The following is an 18,056-nucleotide window of genomic DNA, read 5'->3' as shown; positions in this document are numbered from 1 at the left end:
CCGGGAGGGGGGATGGTTCTTCGGAAAAGAGAACCGGGGTCGGCTGCGTTTGGGCCCCTTCCGTCTTTCCTCTTCCTCTTCGGCGGTGGCCACCCCTCCCCGCACCAGCCAGACTCTGCCGGCCGGCCCGCTCTCCGGGCCGGCCTCGAATGCCCCGCCCAACAGGGCGATCCGCTCCCGCATCCCGACCAGGCCGGTGCCGGAGCCCGGCGCGCGGGGACCGGGCCGGTCGGCGAACGGACTGCGGACGGTGACGGTGAGCGCCCCACCGCGCTCATGGGCGATCCGCACCCGCACCTCACCGGGCGCGGCGTGCTTGAGCGCGTTGGTCAGGGACTCCTGGACGATGCGGTACGCGGCCAGCTCGGCCGGCGCCGTCGGCCGGGGCCCGCCGTCCGGGCCGCGGTCGTCGTCCAGCACGAAGACCAGCCCGCTGCTCGCGCCGTTCGCGCGGGCCTGGGCGAGCAGCGCGTCCAGCCCGTCCAGGGTGGGGGTCGCGGCGGGCTCCTCCGTCCGCCCGGTCGCCTCGGGGTCCCGCAACAGGCCGATCAGGCGGCGCATTTCGGCCAGACCCTGCACGCTGTTCTCCCGGATTACCCCGAGTGCCTCGCGGGTCGCCGACGGGTCGTCGATGGACTGCGCGGCGGTGGCGTGGATCGCGATGGCGGACAGGTGGTTGGCGACCATGTCGTGCAGCTCCCGGGCCATTTTCGCGCGCTCGCCCGCCACCGCCTGGGCCCGGTCCATCTCGGCCAGCAGCGCGATCTGCTCGGCGCGCAGGCGGGCGGACTGGGCGGCGTCGCGGTGGTCGCGGATGATGACGCCGGTCCAGGCCGGGGCGATGGTGATCAGCGCGACGGCGATGACGGCCATCACGACCTGGGGGCTGTGCCACAGGGCGGTCAGCGCGATGGCCGCCAGTACCGTCACCAGGACCGAGTGCAGCGGGATCCGGCGGGCCGCGGCCGGCGGGCCGTAGAGCACCGCCGCGTAGACCACGTCCGTGAACATCAGGACGGTGGCGACCAGCGTGCCGGCGCAGATGTCCAGTGCCAGCGCCGGCACCGCGACGGCCAGCGCGGCCACCGGGGCCGTACGGCGCAGCAGCTCGGCCGCCGACATCGCGGTGAGCGCGACCAGGGTGAGCGCGGGCGGCAGCCCCAGGCGCGGGGGGCCGCCGTGCAGATCCATCGCCCAGAGCAGCAGCCCGCCGAGCAGCCCGCCGCCCGCGATGAGCACATCGAGTCGGTGCGGCCGGCCGACGGCGGCGGGGGATCTGGCGGTCACCCCTCCATCAAACACGGCGCCGGGGCCCGCTGCCTCCACGTCCGGGTCATCCCCGCACGTCGCGCGCTACATCGAAAGATGCAGTCGCGGATCGTCGTGTGCGACGACGATCCGGGCGGCGGCCGCTGGGAGGCTTGAGACGTTCGACGGAGCGGCGGGAAGGGAGATTGCCGTGGTCGTCACGCTGATCATCGCGTGTGAGGTCGGCTTCTGGGTGCTGCTGGCGGCCGGGTTGGCGCTGCGGTATCTGGCGAGGATGCCGCGTACCGGGGCGGCGGTGCTGCTGATGGAGCCGGTGCTGGAGCTGGTGCTGCTGATCGTCACCGCGATCGACCTGAAGAACGGCGCGTCCGCCGACTGGAAACACGGCCTGGCCGCCCTCTACATCGGCTACACCGTCGCCTACGGCCACTACACGATCAAGTGGGTCGACGGGCACTTCCTGCACCGCTTCGCGGGCGGCCCGCCGCCGGTCAAGCCGCCGCGGTACGGCCTGGCCCGCGCCAAGCACGAGGGGCTGCTCTGGCTGCGCACGGTGCTGTGGGTGGCCATCGCGGTCGCGCTGCTGCAGATCGCGATCTGGTACGTCGGCGCCGACGGCGACATCGCGTCGCTGCGCGAGTGGCAGGGCACCTCGATGCGGATCCTGATCATCCACGGGGTGATCGCGGTCTCCTACCTCATCTGGCAGAAGAAGGACCCCGGCCGGACCGACGCCCCGCAGGAAGCGGACCGGCCGCAGCCCAAGACGCTGCGCTGAGGGGCGCCCGGCCACGCACCGCCGGACGCCCCCGCACTCCTTCGCGCCGGCCGTCAGCGCTCGCCGCCCGGTACCCACAGCACGTCCCCGACCTCCTTGTTGGCCGTACGCGCCAGGATGAACAGCAGGTCGGACAGGCGGTTGAGATAGGTGGCGGTCAGCGGGTTCATGGTCTCGCCGTGCTCGTCCATGGCCGCCCAGGTGGACCGCTCGGCGCGGCGCACGACCGTGCAGGCCTGGTGCAGCAGGGCCGCGCCGGCCGTACCGCCCGGGAGGATGAAGCTGCGCAGCTTCTCCAGCTCCGCCAGGAAGCGGTCGCAGTCGGCCTCCAGCCGGTCGATGTACCTCTGCTCGACGCGCAGCGGCGGGAACTCGGGGTGCTCCACCACCGGGGTCGACAGATCCGCCCCGACGTCGAAGAGGTCGTTCTGCACCCGCAGCAGCACGGTGGCGACCTCCTCCGGCAGCGAACCGAGCGCCAGGGCCACGCCGATGGCCGCATTGGCCTCGTTGGCGTCCGCGTAGGCCGCGATCCGCGAATCGGTCTTGGCGGTACGGCTCATGTCGCCGAGGGCGGTGGTGCCCTTGTCGCCGGTGCGGGTGTAGATGCGCGTCAGATTCACCATGTGGGCGAGCCTACGCCGCGGCCCTGCGGAAGGCCCGCGTGCACAGGGTCACACACAGCACGGCGAAGCCGAGCGCCACCAGGACGCCGTGGAGCAGGGCCGAGGAGGCGTACGCGCCGACGAACGCGGCCCGTACCGCATCCACGAGATAGCGGAACGGCATGAAGTGCGAGAGCACATCGAGCCACTTGGGCCCCAGTGTCATCGGCAGCATCAGCCCGGACAGCAGCATCGACGGCATCGTGAGGGCGTTGACGACCGGCCCGAACGCCTGCGGGGCGGCCACGTTCAGCGCCAGCGCGTACGACATCGAGGCGAGCGCCACGGTCAGCACGGCGACGAAGGCGAAGCCGATGAGGATGCCGGGCAGCGGTGCCCGCAGCCCCATGGCCAGCGCGGCCAGGACCAGCAGGGCGGCCTGGAGGACGAACAGTGCGGCATCCCGCAGCACCCGCCCCAGCAGCAGCGCCAGCCGGCTCACCGGCGTCACCCGCATCCGCTCCACCACCCCGTACTGCTTCTCGACGATCAGGCCGAAGCCGCAGAACGAGGCGCCGAACAGGGCGAGTTGGAGCAGCAGACCGGGTACCAGCACCTGCCAGGAGCTGCCGGACGGGGTCAGCGGCAGATCGGTCAGCAGCGGGCCGAAGAAGAGCAGGTACAGCAGCGGCATCAGCACGCCGAAGAGCATCTGGAGCTTGGAGCGCAGCGTCTGGCGGGCGTAGCGCCCGAAGATCAGCGCGATGTCGGACAGCAGGGGCGGCACGGGTACTCCTAGACGGCGATCGGGGCGGTGTCCTGGGCGGCGGTGTGCCCGCGCCCGGTGATGGCGAGGAAGGCGTCCTGCAGGGACGCGTCGGGGGAGCCGGCGTGGGTGCGCTTGAGGGCGTCCGGTGTGCCCTCGGCGACCACCACGCCCTTGTCGACGACGACCAGCCGGTCGGCGAGCGCGTCGGCCTCGTCGAGGTAGTGGGTGGTCAGGAAGACGGTGGTGCCGTGCTCGGCGCGGATGCGGCGGACCAGCTCCCACAGATCGGCGCGGCTGCCCGGGTCCAGGCCGGTGGTCGGCTCGTCCAGGAACAGCACCTGGGGGCGGTGGGTGAGGCCCATCGCGATGTCCAGCCGGCGCCGCTGGCCGCCCGACAGCGCGCCGGTCCTGCGGTCGAGCAGTGCGCCGAGCCCCAGTTCCGCGGCCAACTCCTCGGTCCGGGCGTGGGCCTCGGCCCTGCCGAGGCGGTAGAGGCGGGCCTGGGTGAACAGCTCCTCGCGCACCGAGACGTTCGGGTCGACGCCGCCGGACTGGGCGACGTACCCCGATGCCCGCCGCACCCCGGCCGGGTCGCCGGCCAGGTCGCAGCCGGCGACGGTGGCGCTGCCGCCGGTGGGCGCCAGCAGGGTCGTGAGCATCCGCAGGGTGGTGGTCTTGCCGGCGCCGTTGGGGCCGAGGAAGCCGAGGATCTCGCCGCGTTCCGCGGTGAGGTCGATGCCCCGGACGGCTTCGACGGTGCCCTGCTTCGTGGTGAAGGTCCGGGCGAGCTGGGACGTGCTGATGACTGCCATGGCCACAGAAAAACAGAGAGACTTAAAAATTGCAACGCCTCCAAAATTTAAGAGAGTCCATCGATGGGTAGGATCAGGACATGGCAGAGGGGCTCAGGGAGCGCAAGAAGCGGCAGACCCGCCAGTACATCTCGGACGTGGCGACGGGCCTGTTCATGGAGCGCGGCTTCGACGCGGTGACCATCGCGGAGATCGCCGAGGCCGCCGAGGTCTCCGTCAACACCGTCTACAACTACTTCCCGGCCAAGGAGGACCTCTTCCTCGACCGGGGCAAGGGCCTGGTCGACCGGCTGTCGCGGTTCGTGCGGGCCCGGGCCGCGGGGGAGTCGGCCGCCGCCGCGGTGCTGCGGGAGCTGCGCGAGGAGGTGGTGAGCGTCTCGCCCAAGGTCGGCCTGATCGAGGGGTATGACCGCTTCATGAAGGTCGTCCACGGATCGGCGACCCTGCAGGCCCGCCTGTGGCACTTCCAGCGCGAGCAGTACGACGACCTGGAGGTCACGCTCCGGAAGGAGACCGGTGCCCCGGACGGCGACCCGATGCCCGGCCTGATGGCCGGCCAGATCGGCTGGGTGCACCAGACCTTGATGACCGCCATCGCCCAGGAGATGCTCGCCGGCCGTAAGCCCGCCGAGGTCTCCCGCGAGGCCCTCGCCCTGCTGGACGAGATCGAGGAGCTGCTGAGCGAGCGGGTTCTCAACTACGCCGTACGGGCGGACGGGTGAGCGGGGCAGGTTCCTGCCGGTGTGATGTCCGTAATACGAGACGTGACGCGCATCTCTAACCCACCAAAGGATCGCCAACGACCGCTAACGTCACCCGAAGACCGACAGGCTTTCAAATGCACAGGGTGTGAGGGGACAGCAGTGGCAAAGAAGCTCGCCGTCATCGGCGCCGGACTGATGGGTTCCGGTATCGCGCAGGTGTCCGCCCAGGCCGGCTGGGACGTGGTCCTGCGCGATGTGACGGACGGGGCGCTGGCCCGGGGCAAGGGCGGCATCGAGGCCTCGTACGAGAAGTTCGTCGCCAAGGGGAAGCTGGCGGCGGCCGACGCCGAGCAGGCGCTGGCCCGCATCACCACGACGACCGACCTGGAGGCCACCGCCGACGCCGACATCGTCGTCGAGGCCGTCTTCGAGCGGATCGACGTCAAGCGGGAGATCTTCCAGACGCTGGACAAGCTGGTCAAGGACGAGGCGGTGCTGGCCTCCAACACCTCCGCGATCCCGATCACCAAGATCGCGGCGGCCACCTCCCGCCCCGAGCGGGTCGTGGGCACGCACTTCTTCTCGCCGGTGCCGATGATGCAGCTGTGCGAGCTGGTGCGCGGCTACAAGACCAGTGACGAAACCCTCGCCACGGCGCGGGCGTTCGCCGAGTCGGTCGGCAAGACCTGCGTCGTCGTCAACCGCGACGTGGCCGGCTTCGTGACCACCCGGCTGATCTCCGCACTGGTCGTCGAGGCCGCCAAGCTCTACGAATCCGGCGTGGCCAGCGCCGAGGACATCGACACCGCCTGCAAGTTGGGCTTCGGTCACGCGATGGGGCCGCTGGCCACCGCCGACCTGACGGGCATCGACATCCTGATGCACGCCACCGACAACATCTACACCGAGTCCCAGGACGAGAAGTTCGCGCCGCCGGAGATCATGCGGCGGATGGTCGATGCGGGCGATATCGGCCGTAAGAGTGGGCAGGGCTTCTACGAGCACTGATGCCGCGTCAGGTCGATGGGCCTGACGGGGTCACCCCATGGGGTGAAAATCGGTATCGGTTCGCTTACAGGCGGCAACTTCGCCGCATGAGAGGCAGTCAGATCTGTAGACGTCCATGCACGAACCCATGACATAGGGGAGCGCATATGCACATCAGGGGCGACCACGCCGAGCTGGTCGTCGGGGGCCGCCTCGACGTCCGCAGCGCGGCGGACGCCCGTACGGCCCTGCACACCGCCGTCGACTCCGGTCGGGGTGATCTGGTGCTGGACCTGACCGAGCTGGATTCCTGGGACGCCACCGGCCTCGGCGTGATCATGGGCGCGCACCGCCGGGCCGGCCGGGTCAACCGCAGGCTGGTACTGCGCGGAGTGCCCCCTCAGATGCAGCGCCTGCTGGTCGCCACCCGGCTCCACCGCATCCTCGCCATCGAGGGCGGCATCGAAGCGGAATCGCTTCCCCGGGTGTGAGGGGCGGGCCGCGGCCGCACCTCGGGCCGCGCCCGCGCCCGGGCCGTCCTCGGGAGAGCAAGACCGCACAAAGCGCTGCGAAGCGTGAACCATCGACCGGCAGAAATGTCGTATACCACGTGATACCGGCCAATCCGGGAAGTTCCGGTCAGGAGCCGCCCCCGGCGGTGCAACGTTCCGTCCTCCAGGTCTAAGGTTCGGTTCCCGCCCGTGTGTCATCACCCGCGGCGGGCACCGCACCGGACGCGACACCGAGAACGAGCTGTCGGAGCCGGCGGAGTGGAACGAAGCATCTGGGAGCTTGCAGCATGGACCCGAACACCCACCGGGGACCCGAGGAGTACGGCGAGCAGGACACCCCTGCCGAGCCGCCGGCCCCCGCGTTCGGCGGCGCGCAGGGCGGCTCCGGCGGGCTCTCCCGCGTCGTCCGGCTCGTCTCGGGCCCCTACCTCGTCACCGTCAACCCCGTCGACGGCAGTGAGATAGAACCCTGCCCGCCGGGGGAGCGGCCCGCGGCACCCGGCAAGCTCGACGCGCAGGAGCGCGCCGCGGCCGACCGCGCCGCCGCGCCCCCGCCGCCTCCGGGCCCGCCCGGAGCCACCGGGCACGACGCCCCGCTCGAAGAGCGCACCGAGGACACCGAGCGCCTGGTCCGGCTGCTCTCCCGCGGCCGCTCCGTACGCGTCACCGGCCCCTCGGGCTCGGGCCGCACCCGGCTGCTGGACGCCGTCGCCACCGCCTGCGCCGACCTCGCGCCCGACGGCGTGGTCCGGCTCTCCGGCTACCACCGCAACGCCACCGACGTGCTCTACGCGCTGTTCGCCGCCGTGCACCGCGCGCCCGCGCACCGCCCGGACCGGCCCGAGATGCTGCGGATGGTCGCCGAGATCGGCGCGATCGTCGTCCTGGACGACCTGGAGTTCGGCGGTGCCGCGCTCGACGAGCTGCTCGACGCCACCCCCGAGTGCGCCTTCCTGATCGCCGCCACCCCCGACGTCGCGGCCCCCAGCGCCGGCTCGCACCTCGAAGAGGTCTTCCTCGGCGGCATCGGCCGCGCCGGCTGCGTACGCCTGCTGGAGCGCGCGCTGGACCGCCCGCTCAGCGAGGACGAGAAGGCCTGGGCAGCCGACCTCTGGTTCGAGTCCGAGGGGCTGCCGCTGCGGTTCGTGCAGGCCGCCGCCCTGCTGCGGCAGCGCGACCGGAAGCGCAACCGCCCCGGCGCCCTCGACGACGGCTACGGCCTGTTCCCCGCGGCGGACCGGGAGGCGGACGAGGACGCCGGATCCGGCGAGCGCCCCGAGGTGCCGCTGCCGTCGCTCGGCGAGGCCGCCGCCCCCGCCCCGCTGCTCGCCTCCCGGCTGAGCGCCGCCGCCCAGGAGACGCTGCGCTTCGCCATCGCGCTCGGCGGAGAGCTGCCGCACCAGGCGCATCTGCCGGCCCTCACCCAGGACACCCACGCCGACGCCGCCCTCGGCGAGCTGCTGGCCTGCGGCCTGATCACCCCCGTGGGCGGCCACTACCGGCTCGCCGCGACCGTCCAGGACCAGCTGTCCGCGGCCGGCTACGCCGAGGGCTCCGCCGCCCGCGCCCACACCGTCGCCCAGCACTACGCCTGGTGGGCCGGGCACCCCTCGGTCACCCCCGAACGGGCCGCCGCCGAGGCCGATGTGGCGCTGGCCGCGATGGGTGTGCTGACCGGGAGCCGGGAGGGCGGGCACGCCAGCGCCGCCGTGCTGCTGGCCCGTACGGCCGCGCCCGCGTTCGCCGCGGCGCTGCACTGGAGCGCCTGGGAGCGCGCCCTGCGGCACGGCCAGGAGGCCGCGCGGCTGGCCGGCGAGGTGGCCGAAGAGGCCTACTTCCACCACGAGCTGGGCGTGCTGGCGCTGTGCAGCGGCAGCGTCGACCGGGCGCGCGCCGAGCTGGAGGCGGCCATCGGGCTGCGCGGGGTGCTCTCCGACCGCAACGGTGCGGTGGCCGGGCGGCGGGCGCTGGCGCTGGTCACCGACCGCGCGCGGGCCGCGTCGGCGGCGACCGCGGTCGTCCCGCAGATCTCCGCGGCCGCCGCCGGGGACCCGTCGCCGACCGCGCCGAAGGAAGCGGCCGCCGCACCGTCCGACGCCGTCTCGACCGCCAAGCTGCGCCGGCCCGCCGCGGGGGCGGCCGCGTCCCCGCTCGCCTCCCGGAGCGCCGCGCAGACCGCTGCCACGGAGGTCGTCCCGACCGCCGCCGCCGGCGGCACCGGCACCGGCACCGGCAAGGGCGCCAAGCTCTTCGGCGGGGCCCGCCGCAACCTCGTGGCCGCGGGCGCCGGTGCGCTGCTGGTGGCCGTCCTCGGCACCGTCGTCACCCTCGGCGCGACCTCCGGCGGCGACGACGCCCCCGACGACAAGGTCGGCACGGAGCAGACCACGGACGACAGCACCCCGGAGCTGCCGGCGCAGGAGCCCGCGGACGGCTCAGACCGGCCCACCGCCGGCCCGGGCACCTCCCGGCCCGGCGGCGCCTCCCGCTCCGGCAGCCCGTCCCCCTCGACCAGCGGCTCGGCCACCAGTGACGCGCCGACCGACTCCGGCACCGAGACGGCGGACCCCACCACCGGCCCGACCGAGCCGACCGTGCGGCCCACCCGGCCCACCGGCCGGCCGACCCGGCCCACCGATCCGCCGACCGGCGAGCCGACCGACCCGACGCCGACCGAGCCCACCGACGAGCCGACGGAGCCCACCCCGACCGACCCGACGTCCGAACCCCCGTCGGAGAGCTCCGCCGCGTCCTCGGTCGCCAGCAGCCCCGCAGAGGGCGGCTCGGCCGCCGGGAGCAGCTCGCCCGGCGGCGCGGACGGCCCCGGCGGCACGGAGAGCGCCCCGGCCGCCTGACGGCCCGTACAAACAGCGCGACGGCCCGGTACACACCTACCGGGCCGTCGCGCTGTTTTCGTGCCGCGGGGCGGCGGGGTCAGAACAGCCGGAGCTTGTCGTCCTCGATGCCGCGCAGCGCGTCATAGTCCAGTACGACGCAGCCGATGCCGCGGTCGGTGGCCAGCACCCGGGCCTGCGGCTTGATCTCCTGAGCGGCGAAGACACCCTTCACGGGCGCCAAGTGCGGGTCGCGGTTGAGGAGTTCGAGATAGCGGGTGAGCTGCTCGACGCCGTCGATCTCACCACGCCGCTTGATCTCGACCGCCACGGTCTGGTTATCAGCGTCCCGGCACAAGATATCCACCGGGCCAATGGCAGTGGGGTATTCACGCCGAATCAGCGAGTAGCCCTCGCCGAGGGTCTCGATACGGTCCGCGAGCAGCTCCTGGAGGTGCGCCTCCACACCGTCCTTGATCAGGCCCGGGTCGACGCCCAGCTCGTGCGAGGAGTCGTGCATGACCTCCTCGAGGGTGATGATGAGCTTCTCGCCACCCTTGTTCTCCACCGTCCACACGCTGCCGTCGCCCTCCTTGAGAGTGCAGGGCGGGGACATCCAGTTAAGGGGTTTGTAGGCGCGGTCGTCCGCGTGAATGGAGACCGAGCCGTCCGCCTTCACCAGGATGAGGCGAGGGGCGGAGGGGAGATGGGCGGTGAGCCGGCCCGCGTAGTCCACGGAGCAGCGGGCGATGACGAGACGCATGGGGCGTCACGCTACTCGACCGAAGGCCCGCTACGCGATTCGCCCTGGACCACGGTGCCTTTACGGGGGAAATCCCCGCACCCCCGGCGTTCGCCATTGGCCGGTTGTATGTGCAATCTCCTGGTGCGGGCCTCTTGCGCGGCATACCGTTGAAGCAGGGGGTCGTGAGGCGAACACGCTCTGTCGCGAAACCCCTTGTCCCATCCCTGAGGCCCTGTCCGTCCCGGCGGGGCCGCGAGAGGAGAACCTCATGTCGCTCGACGTCTCACCGGCCCTCCTCGAACAGGCCGAGCGAGGCGAGGTCGACGAAGCCGCATTTGTCGACTGCGTCCGGAACTCCCTGCCTTACGCATGGGGGATGATCAGCTCTCTGGTGGCCCAGCTGAAGGTGGACGGCGGACAGTTCGCCGACAATCAGACGCCCCCGCCGGACGAGCAGGCGCGCGGCCAGTTGCTGCGCGCGCTGGCGAGTGACGCCATCCGTGGTTCGCTCGAGCGCCACTTCGGTGTGCGGCTCGCCTTCCAGAACTGCCACCGGGTCGCGGTCTTCCCGCTCGACCCGGCGGTGGACGACCGCCTGGCCAGATTCACCTCGATCCGGGGCCAGCTGCTGAACCAGTCGCCTGAACTCCGCGACTGCTGATCGGAGTTGCTGCCGCTGCGTACGAGGGGCTGGGCGCGCTCCGAAACGCTGTGCCAGCGGCAGCACCACCGCGAGACCGAACGATGACACCTTCACGGCACGGCGCCCTCGTACCACCGACGGCGTCGCACCGGGCGGGCTCACCCCAGCTGCGGCATGACCTCCGTGCCCAACCGGCGGACGTTCTCCTCCGTCGCCGCGAGATCACCGGAGCCCTCGACCAGCAGCGCGAAGCGGGTGATGCCCGTACGCTCCGAGGCCGCCGCCAGTCGGTCCACGCACAGGCTCGGCGGGCCCACGGGATGCAGCCGGCACAGCAACTCCGTATAGGCCAGTGGATCGCGCATCGCGCGGTAGCGGCCGTCGACCGTCACATGCGCGCCCAGCCCCTGCCGGAGCCAGCCGGGCATCGCCTTCGTCAGGGTCTCGGTCGCCCCGGCGCGGCCATCGGCGATCTGCACCACGCCCGCCGAGACGTGCCCGGCCGCGGCGATCTCGTCGCCGTCCCGGCCGGCCTCCCGCGCGGCGGACCGCCACAGCGCGACCATCTCCGCCTTCTCCTCGTCCCCGCAGTGCATGCCGAGCAGCATCGGCAGCCCGCGCTCGGCGGCCATCCGCACCGACGAGGGGGAGGTGCACGCCACCACCACCGGCGGCCCCGGGGGCACCGCGCACGGATCGTCCGGATCGCCCAGCGCCTGGTCCGGCCGCGGCACCACGGCCACCTCCCGGAAGGCGTAGCGCTCGCCCTGCGCGCCGACCCTGGGCTCGCGCAGCCAGCGCAGCAGCAGATCGAGCGACTCGGGGAAGCCGTGGTCGTACGCCGCCAGCCCGGAGCCGAAGACCTCCAGGTCGACCCAGGGGCCGCCGCGGCCGACGCCGAGTGTGAAGCGGCCGTCGGAGGTGAGGTGCAGCAGCGCGGCCTGCTCGCCGAGCGCCACGGGATGCTGGGTGGGCAGTACGCTCACCGCCGTGCCGACGCCGATCCTGCGGGTGCGGCCCAGCAGCAGCGCGGCCAGGGTCGCCGCACTCGGGCAGACGCCGTACGGCACGAAGTGGTGTTCCGCCAGCCAGACGTCGTCGAGCCCGGCCTCCTCGGCGACCTCCGCGGAACGCACCGCGCGATGCAGTGCCTCCCCCTGTCCCTGACCGGGGAATTGAGCGGCCAGGATGAAAGCCCCAACGCGCATCGCTCTCTGCCTCCTCGCAGCCGACGCGACTCCCCCTTACAGGCAACAACGGCTGACACGTGCCAAGGGCACGGCCTGGCGCGGAATTTCCCGATGATCGCAGAATCCCGCAGGGCGGCTCCTACCCCCGACGGCGCCGCGTACGCTGGTGACAGCCCGTGACCCCGTACGCATCCCGAGGTGTTCTGTGTCCCCGCGCCGAAACCGCCAGCACGGCGGTGCGAAGCCCATCGACCGCACGGGCGGTGACCGCTACGGCCTGGAGCGGACCGAGGAGTGGCGGGGCGAGGACTGGGTCGTGCGGCAGGTCGGAGGCGGCGGTGCGGCCAAGCACTACCGCTGCCCCGGCTGCGACCAGGAGATCCCGCCCGGGGTCCCGCATGTCGTCGCCTGGCCCCGGCACGGCGACGTCGACGACCGCCGGCACTGGCACAAGGCGTGCTGGAACGCACGGGACCGCCGGAGCGCGCGGCTCCAGCGGTCCCGGAACGCGCCCAGGTACTGACCGCTGGGCGCGGGGTGCGGCGTCAGACGTCGCGCTGGGCGAGGGCGGCGTAGGCACCGCCCAGCACCACCGCGGTCACCCCGGCGAGGATCCACAGGGGAGTCCAGCCCGACGGGCCGGTGCTGAGGAACGGAATGTCGTAGAGCGTGGCCAGGGCGCTCGGCACCGAGTACTCGATCAGTGCCCGCTGGAGGTCCTTGACGCTCTCGCCCTGCAGGAACAGCGCCAGCAGCATCGGCAGCAGCACCACGCCCATCATGGCGCTGATGGCGCCCGCGGAGTGCCGCAGCAGCGTGCCGACGGCCAGCGCCAGCAGACCGAGCAGCGCCACGTACAGCCCGGCGCCGACGGTGGCGCGCAGCCACTGGTCGGTGGTCGGCGCGGGGCCGTTGAGCATCCCGGCGTCCAGCAGCGCCACCAGGGACGTGGCGACCGTCGTGATCACCAGCGCCAGCGCGAAGAAGACCAGTGCCTTCGCGGTCAGCACCCGCATACGGCTGGGGCAGGCGGTCAGCGTCGTACGGATCATGCCGGTGCCGTACTCCGAGGAGATCGACAGCACACCGAGGGTGATCACGCACAGGCTGCCGAGCAGTACGCCGACGAAGCCGACGCCGAGCAGCGGGTCCAGCTCGCGGTCGGAGCCCGCCGCGAGGGTCCCCAGCAGACCGATGCCGACGATCAGCAGCAGCATCACGCCGAGCGTCCAGATCGTCGAGCGCACCGAGCGGATCTTCGTCCACTCGGAGGCCAGCGCATGGCCGAGGTGGGTCGGGCGCACCGGGATCGGTGAGCTGTACCCGCCGACGCCCGCGCCGGCGTAACCGGGCTGGGGCTGGTGCGGAGCCGGCGGCTGCGCTGCCGGGACGGGGCCCTGGGCCGGGGGCTGGGCGGCCGCCACCGGGGGCTGGGCCTGGAGCATCATCGTGCCGGCGTCCTTGCCCGGACCGTGTGCGGCGAGCGGCCGGGGCTCGGGCATCGGCTGGGCCTGGAGCATCATCGTTCCGGCCTGCCCGGCAGGGGCGGGCTGCTCGGGCGCCGGCTGCGCCTGGAGCATCATCGTGCCCGCTTCCTTGGCGGGTGCGGGCTGCTCGGGCGCCGGTTGGGCCTGGAGCATCATCGTGCCGGCCTCTTTGGCGGGCGCGGGCTGCCCCGGTGCCGGCTGCTGGTCGGCCGGCTGCTCCGGCGGGCCCTGCGGCTGGGGCGGGGCGGCCGGCGGTGCGGTGGGCGGCATCGGCGGTGCGGCAGGCATCGGCTGCTGCGGTGCGCCGGCGTCATGCGGTCCGCGCTCAGGCTGCGGCTGGGGCTGCGGCTGCTGAGGGCTGGTCATCGGGCGTCCTCGTTCTGCGGCGTGGGCAGGGGTGCGGGGGGTGCGGGGTACGCGGCCGGGGCGCCGGCGGCGGTGGGCGGCATGGGCGCGGGGGAGGGCTGCTGCCCGTAAGGGTGGGGCGCACCGTACGACGCGGGTGCCCCGTACGGGTGACCCTGCGCCGGCGGCGGATAGCCCGGCCCCGGGGCGGCGGCGGGCGCCTGGCCGTACGGAGCCTGCTGGGCGTAGGGGTTGGGCTGTTCCTGACCGGGCATCGCGGGCTGACCACCCGCGTACCCCGGGACGCCGCCCTGCGGGGCGTACCCGGCGGCGGCCTGCTGCAGACCGGCGCGCGGGTCGTTGGTCGAGCGGTAGTCCACGGCGGCCTGGGTCATCCGCATGTACGCCTCCTCCAGGGACGCCTGGTGCGGCGAGAGCTCCCAGAGGCGGACCTCGGCCTCGTGCGCCAGATCGCTGATCCTGGGCAGCGGCAGCCCGGTCACCCGCAGTGCGCCGTCCGGCTCCGGCGTCGCCTGGCCGCCCGCCTCACCGATCGCGGCGGTCAGCTTCTCGCGCTGCTCCGGCTCGGTGTCCGGAGTACGGACCCGGGCGAAGTCGGCGGAGTTGGCCGAGATGAAGTCCTTGACCGACATGTCCGCCAGCAGCTGCCCGCGGCCGATGACGATCAAGTGGTCGGCGGTCAGCGCCATTTCGCTCATCAGGTGGGAGGAGACGAAGACCGTACGGCCCTCGGCCGCCAGCTGCTTCATCAGGTTGCGCACCCACAGGATGCCCTCGGGGTCCAGGCCGTTGACCGGCTCGTCGAAGAGCAGCACCTGCGGATCGCCGAGCAGTGCCGCGGCGATGCCCAGGCGCTGGCCCATGCCGAGCGAGAAGCCCTTGGAGCGCCGGCCCGCGACGTCCTGGAGACCGACCACGCCGAGCACCTCGTCGACCCGGCGGGCGGGGATACCGGACAGCTGGGCGAGCGAGAGCAGGTGCTGGCGGGCGCTGCGGCCGCCGTGCACGGCCTTGGCGTCGAGCAGCGCGCCCACCTGGCGCGGGGCGTTGGGGAGGCTGCGGAACGGGCGGCCGGCGATGGTGGCGTGCCCCGAGGTCGGTGCGTCCAGACCCAGGATCATGCGCATGGTCGTCGACTTGCCGGAGCCGTTGGGCCCCAGGAAGCCGGTCACCGCACCCGGCCGTACCTGGAACGACAGGTTGTACACGGCCGTCTTGGCGCCGTAGCGCTTCGTCAGGCCGACTGCCTCGATCATTCTCCGCCCCTCGCGAGATGGTCGGGGCAGAGGTGCTCTCTCGTACCCCCGTGAGGGTTAGGAGGCTATCCGGCCGTTGACGGTTCCCGTCAATTTCGCTGCGCGGTGCTCAGCCGCCGTACGGGGCGGGTGCGGGCGGCTAAGCGTCCCGTCTCTTCAGCAGGACGTAGCCGCCGATCAGGGCCGCCGCGGTCCAGGCGACCATGATGCCGAATCCGCCCCACGGGCCGTACGGCACATCGCTGCCGACGGGGGGCACCACCTCCATGATCTTCTGGCCCGCCTGGTCCGGCAGGAAGCGGCCGACCTTGCGGGTCGCGGAGACGTTGCCCAGGATGCGCGAGATCAGGAAGAAGAACGGCATCAGGATGCCCAGCGACAGCATCGGGCCGCGCAGCATCGTGGCGACCGCCATCGAGAACAGCGCGATCAGGGTCATATAGAGGCCGCCGCCGATCACCGCGCGCAGCACCCCCGGGTCACCCAGGTACGCGCGCAGGCCCTCGCCCAGCGCCGACTGCCCGGTGAAGAATGCGGCGAAGCTGGTCACCAGGCCGACGACGAAGACCAGCGCGGTGGCCACCAGCAGCTTGCAGAACAGGAAGGTGCCGCGCTGCGGTACGGCCGCGAGCGAGGCGCGGATCATGCCGGTGCTGTACTCGTTCGAGACCACCAGCACCCCGAAGACGATCATCGCGAGCTGGCCCAGTCCCATGCCGGCGAAGCTCAGGTTGGTGGCGTCGAACGACAGCCGCTCCCGGGCCGGCATGGCGGCGAAGTCGTTGCCGACCAGCGTGCAGATCAGCACGCCGAGCGCGATGGTGACCACGACGGCGGTGCCCAGCGTCCACACCGTGGACCGCACCGACCGGATCTTGGTCCACTCCGAACGGATGACCTGCCCGACCACCGCCATCGATCAGCTCCTCTTCTTCCGCCAGTCGGCGCCCCAGCCGGCCGGCCGGGGCGCGTCGGGCCCCGCTCCGGCCGGCCCCGGGGGACGCGGCGGCTGCGGAGACCACGGGGGTGGCGAGGGCCGGGGCGGCCGGTCCGGTGCGGTGTGCGGTTCCCCGTCGTGCGCGTGGTACTCCACCGACCCGGCCGTCAGCCGCATGAACGCCTCCTCCAGGGACGCCTGCTGGGGGCTGAGCTCGTGCAGGATCAGGCGGTGGGCGGTGGCCAGTTCGCCGAGCCGCTCGGCGGGCACCCCGTCGACCTCCAGCGAGCCGTCGCCGACCGCCACCGCGTGGATGCCCTCGTCCCGCAGCACACCGAGCAGCCGCTCCCGCTCCGGGCTCCGCATCCGGACGTACGACCGCGAGTTCTGGTGGATGAAGTCCTTCATGGAGGTGTCCGCCATCAGCCGGCCCTGCCCGATGACCACCAAGTGGTCGGCGGTCAGCGCCATCTCGCTCATCAGGTGGGAGGAGACGAAGACCGTACGGCCCTGGGCCGCGAGGTTCTTCATCAGGTTGCGGATCCAGTGGATGCCCTCGGGGTCCAGGCCGTTGACCGGTTCGTCGAAGAGCAGCACCTGGGGGTCGCCCAGGAGGGCGGCGGCGATGCCGAGCCGCTGGCTCATGCCGAGGGAGAAGCCCTTGACGCGCTTCTTCGCGACCGAACTCAGCCCCACCGTGTCGAGCACCTCGCCGACCCGGCTGCGCGGGATGCCGTTGCTCTGCGCCAGGCACAGCAGATGGTTGGCGGCGCTGCGGCCGCCGTGTACCGCCTTCGCCTCCAGCAGCGCGCCTATGTACGTCAGCGGATCGTGCAGCTGCCGGTAGTGCCGGCCGTCCATGCGGACCGTGCCGGAGGTCGGGTTGTCCAGATCGAGCATCATCCGCATGGTCGTCGACTTGCCCGCGCCGTTGGGGCCGAGGAAGCCGGTGACGATGCCGGGCCGGACCGTGAAGGTGAGGTGGTCCACGGCGACCGTGTCGCCGTAGTGCTTGGTCAGCCCGTCGAGCTCGATCATGTACAGCACGCTAGGGGCGGCGCACGGGCCCTGCCACCGGGGCGGGGCCGCCCGGTCGACCCCTACGACGGCGCCCCCGAATCCGCCTCGGTGGGCGAATTACGGGGGCGCGGTCGCACGGGGGAGCGGTGAAACCTTCCGACAGTCAGCGGGTCTGCTGGGCCGGGACGCCGCGGGAGATGGCCTCCTCGTCGCCGGGGGCGCCGGCCGCGGCCACCGCCGCGCCGGTCAGCGTCGCCAGCATCTCGCGGACGTTGGTCAGCTGCGCGTTGATCGAGTCGCGGCGGTTGGTCAGCGCCGCCAGCTCGCGCTCGGATTCGCTGCGGATGCGGTCGGCCTTGGCGTTGGCGTCCGCCACGATGTCCTCGGCCTGGCGCTGCGCGGTCTCCACCGTCTGGCGGGCCCGGCGCTCGGCGTCCGTGCGCAGCTTCTCGGCCTCCAGGCGGAGCTGCTCGGCGCGGTGCTCGATCTCCGCGAGCCGCTTCTCGGCCTTGGCCTGACGCGAGGCCAGGTCGCGCTCGGACTGCTCGCGGCGCTTGGCGAGGTTGGTCTCGAAGTCCGCGGCGGCCTGGGCGGCCTTGGCACGGGTCTCCTCGAAGAGGGAGTCCGCCTCCTCGCGCTTGGACTGCGCGTCCTTCTGCGCCTCCGCGCGCAGCGTGGACGCCTCGCCCTTGGCCTTCTCGACGATCCGGGCGCCCTCGTCCTCCGCCTTCGCCTTGCGCTCGGCGGCGAACGCCTCCGCGTCGTTGCGGACCTGCTGGGCGGCCGACTCGGCCAGCTCGCGGTGCTGCTCGGCGGCCCGGCGGGCCTCCTCGCGCAGATCCTTCGCCTCCTCCTCGGCGAGACGGAGGATCTTCTCCACGCGCGCCCCGAGGCCCGCGTAGGACGGTTCGGCGTCATTGACCTGCGCCTGGGCGTTCTGCGTCTCGAGGTGCAGCTCCTCGATCCGCTTTTCCAGCGACGTGATGCGGGCCAGCGCGCTGTCGCGGTCGGCGACGAGCTTCGTGATGCGGTCGTCCACCTGACCGCGGTCGTACCCACGCCGCACGAGCTCGAAGCCGAAGGGGGAGGAAGTGTCGCTCATGGGGTTCCTGTCGAAGAGACCGGTGAGGTGATAAGGAGAA

At 72.6% G+C, this 18,056-nt stretch carries 18 protein-coding genes; 7 read left to right on the top strand and 11 right to left on the bottom strand.

Translation table 11 applies throughout. From position 1 onward, the window contains the following. Positions 1-1,287 (bottom strand): sensor histidine kinase (locus tag AC0680_RS10740; RefSeq protein WP_478626678.1); only part of this gene is annotated, 1,287 nt, incomplete at its 3' end. A 172-nt stretch (positions 1,288-1,459) separates the two neighbouring features. On the opposite strand from AC0680_RS10740, the gene AC0680_RS10735 reads away from it, so the two are divergent. After that, positions 1,460-2,047, top strand: a complete 588-nt coding sequence (locus AC0680_RS10735; RefSeq protein ID WP_478626675.1) for a hypothetical protein — start codon at positions 1,460-1,462, stop codon at positions 2,045-2,047. Positions 2,048-2,100: 53 nt separating this feature from the next. Here the strand turns inward: AC0680_RS10735 and AC0680_RS10730 are convergent, their stop codons facing one another. From AC0680_RS10730 to AC0680_RS10720, 3 genes are read right to left on the bottom strand one after another with little or no spacing between them, the layout of a single operon-like run. Beyond that, on the bottom strand, positions 2,101-2,673 hold the full coding sequence (locus AC0680_RS10730) for a cob(I)yrinic acid a,c-diamide adenosyltransferase (RefSeq protein ID WP_478626672.1): 573 nt from the start codon (positions 2,671-2,673) through the stop codon (positions 2,101-2,103). Between the two features lie 10 nt (positions 2,674-2,683). Continuing rightward, positions 2,684-3,439, bottom strand: coding sequence for an ABC transporter permease (locus tag AC0680_RS10725; protein ID WP_478626670.1), 756 nt, complete (start codon positions 3,437-3,439; stop codon positions 2,684-2,686). 8 nt (positions 3,440-3,447) lie between these two features. Beyond that, positions 3,448-4,233 (bottom strand): ABC transporter ATP-binding protein, encoded by a 786-nt coding sequence (locus AC0680_RS10720; RefSeq protein ID WP_478626668.1) that lies wholly within the window; start codon positions 4,231-4,233, stop codon positions 3,448-3,450. 80 nt (positions 4,234-4,313) lie between these two features. Here AC0680_RS10720 and AC0680_RS10715 point away from each other — a divergent pair, with 80 nt between their 5' ends. The 4 genes from AC0680_RS10715 to AC0680_RS10700 all read left to right on the top strand — a co-directional run bounded on the left by AC0680_RS10715 (position 4,314) and on the right by AC0680_RS10700 (position 9,291). Beyond that, positions 4,314-4,955 carry a TetR/AcrR family transcriptional regulator gene (locus AC0680_RS10715; RefSeq protein ID WP_478626666.1) on the top strand — a complete coding sequence of 214 codons (642 nt, stop codon included), beginning with the start codon at positions 4,314-4,316 and terminating at the stop codon, positions 4,953-4,955. 141 nt (positions 4,956-5,096) lie between these two features. Beyond that, positions 5,097-5,945 carry a 3-hydroxyacyl-CoA dehydrogenase family protein gene (locus AC0680_RS10710; protein WP_384434179.1) on the top strand — a complete coding sequence of 283 codons (849 nt, stop codon included), beginning with the start codon at positions 5,097-5,099 and terminating at the stop codon, positions 5,943-5,945. A 146-nt stretch (positions 5,946-6,091) separates the two neighbouring features. Beyond that, positions 6,092-6,415: an STAS domain-containing protein gene (locus tag AC0680_RS10705; protein ID WP_384434183.1), complete on the top strand. Its 324-nt coding sequence runs from the start codon at positions 6,092-6,094 to the stop codon at positions 6,413-6,415. Between the two features lie 308 nt (positions 6,416-6,723). After that, complete coding sequence (locus AC0680_RS10700) at positions 6,724-9,291, top strand: ATP-binding protein (protein ID WP_478626662.1); 2,568 nt, start codon at positions 6,724-6,726, stop codon at positions 9,289-9,291. Between the two features lie 79 nt (positions 9,292-9,370). Here the strand turns inward: AC0680_RS10700 and nucS are convergent, their stop codons facing one another. Then, complete coding sequence (gene nucS, locus AC0680_RS10695; RefSeq protein ID WP_384432143.1) at positions 9,371-10,033, bottom strand: endonuclease NucS; 663 nt, start codon at positions 10,031-10,033, stop codon at positions 9,371-9,373. A 250-nt stretch (positions 10,034-10,283) separates the two neighbouring features. Here nucS and AC0680_RS10690 point away from each other — a divergent pair, with 250 nt between their 5' ends. Beyond that, a complete protein-coding gene (locus AC0680_RS10690; protein ID WP_478626660.1) occupies positions 10,284-10,676 on the top strand; it encodes an SCO5389 family protein in 393 nt (130 codons plus the stop codon). A gap of 140 nt (positions 10,677-10,816) precedes the next feature. On the opposite strand, the gene AC0680_RS10685 is transcribed toward AC0680_RS10690, so the two are convergent. Continuing rightward, positions 10,817-11,866, bottom strand: a complete 1,050-nt coding sequence (locus AC0680_RS10685) for an LLM class flavin-dependent oxidoreductase (protein ID WP_478626658.1) — start codon at positions 11,864-11,866, stop codon at positions 10,817-10,819. Positions 11,867-12,053: 187 nt separating this feature from the next. On the opposite strand from AC0680_RS10685, the gene AC0680_RS10680 reads away from it, so the two are divergent. Next, the gene (locus AC0680_RS10680) at positions 12,054-12,371 is read left to right on the top strand and encodes an ATP/GTP-binding protein (RefSeq protein ID WP_478626656.1); all 318 of its coding nucleotides are present in this window, start codon (positions 12,054-12,056) and stop codon (positions 12,369-12,371) included. 22 nt (positions 12,372-12,393) lie between these two features. Here the strand turns inward: AC0680_RS10680 and AC0680_RS10675 are convergent, their stop codons facing one another. From AC0680_RS10675 to AC0680_RS10655, 5 genes are all read right to left on the bottom strand, one after another. After that, positions 12,394-13,293, bottom strand: a complete 900-nt coding sequence (locus AC0680_RS10675; RefSeq protein ID WP_478626727.1) for an ABC transporter permease — start codon at positions 13,291-13,293, stop codon at positions 12,394-12,396. A 404-nt stretch (positions 13,294-13,697) separates the two neighbouring features. Next, entirely contained in the window at positions 13,698-14,957 is a 1,260-nt protein-coding gene (locus AC0680_RS10670; protein ID WP_478626653.1) for an ABC transporter ATP-binding protein, read from the bottom strand. A gap of 139 nt (positions 14,958-15,096) precedes the next feature. Beyond that, positions 15,097-15,873 (bottom strand): ABC transporter permease, encoded by a 777-nt coding sequence (locus tag AC0680_RS10665; protein ID WP_478626650.1) that lies wholly within the window; start codon positions 15,871-15,873, stop codon positions 15,097-15,099. Positions 15,874-15,876: 3 nt separating this feature from the next. After that, a complete protein-coding gene (locus tag AC0680_RS10660) occupies positions 15,877-16,932 on the bottom strand; it encodes an ABC transporter ATP-binding protein (protein WP_478626647.1) in 1,056 nt (351 codons plus the stop codon). A gap of 145 nt (positions 16,933-17,077) precedes the next feature. Next, positions 17,078-18,016 carry a coiled-coil domain-containing protein gene (locus AC0680_RS10655; RefSeq protein WP_384432122.1) on the bottom strand — a complete coding sequence of 313 codons (939 nt, stop codon included), beginning with the start codon at positions 18,014-18,016 and terminating at the stop codon, positions 17,078-17,080. Between the last annotated feature and the right edge of the window lie 40 nt (positions 18,017-18,056).

This window comes from Streptomyces sp. NPDC043738 (assembly GCF_056436545.1).
This window is presented reverse-complemented; position numbering and strand designations above follow the sequence as displayed.

What these genes read in the sequence shown, in the direction of transcription:
- nucS (WP_384432143.1), bottom strand. Translation starts at nt 10,033, where the DNA reads ATGCGTCTCGTCATCGCCCGCTGCTCCGTGGACTACGCGGGCCGGCTC.
- AC0680_RS10690 (WP_478626660.1), top strand. Translation starts at nt 10,284, where the DNA reads ATGTCGCTCGACGTCTCACCGGCCCTCCTCGAACAGGCCGAGCGAGGC.
- AC0680_RS10675 (WP_478626727.1), bottom strand. Translation starts at nt 13,293, where the DNA reads ATGCTCCAGGCCCAGCCCCCGGTGGCGGCCGCCCAGCCCCCGGCCCAG.
- AC0680_RS10685 (WP_478626658.1), bottom strand. Translation starts at nt 11,866, where the DNA reads ATGCGCGTTGGGGCTTTCATCCTGGCCGCTCAATTCCCCGGTCAGGGA.
- AC0680_RS10700 (WP_478626662.1), top strand. Translation starts at nt 6,724, where the DNA reads ATGGACCCGAACACCCACCGGGGACCCGAGGAGTACGGCGAGCAGGAC.
- AC0680_RS10655 (WP_384432122.1), bottom strand. Translation starts at nt 18,016, where the DNA reads ATGAGCGACACTTCCTCCCCCTTCGGCTTCGAGCTCGTGCGGCGTGGG.
- AC0680_RS10660 (WP_478626647.1), bottom strand. Translation starts at nt 16,932, where the DNA reads ATGATCGAGCTCGACGGGCTGACCAAGCACTACGGCGACACGGTCGCC.
- AC0680_RS10730 (WP_478626672.1), bottom strand. Translation starts at nt 2,673, where the DNA reads ATGGTGAATCTGACGCGCATCTACACCCGCACCGGCGACAAGGGCACC.
- AC0680_RS10720 (WP_478626668.1), bottom strand. Translation starts at nt 4,233, where the DNA reads ATGGCAGTCATCAGCACGTCCCAGCTCGCCCGGACCTTCACCACGAAG.
- AC0680_RS10705 (WP_384434183.1), top strand. Translation starts at nt 6,092, where the DNA reads ATGCACATCAGGGGCGACCACGCCGAGCTGGTCGTCGGGGGCCGCCTC.
- AC0680_RS10715 (WP_478626666.1), top strand. Translation starts at nt 4,314, where the DNA reads ATGGCAGAGGGGCTCAGGGAGCGCAAGAAGCGGCAGACCCGCCAGTAC.
- AC0680_RS10670 (WP_478626653.1), bottom strand. Translation starts at nt 14,957, where the DNA reads ATGATCGAGGCAGTCGGCCTGACGAAGCGCTACGGCGCCAAGACGGCC.
- AC0680_RS10665 (WP_478626650.1), bottom strand. Translation starts at nt 15,873, where the DNA reads ATGGCGGTGGTCGGGCAGGTCATCCGTTCGGAGTGGACCAAGATCCGG.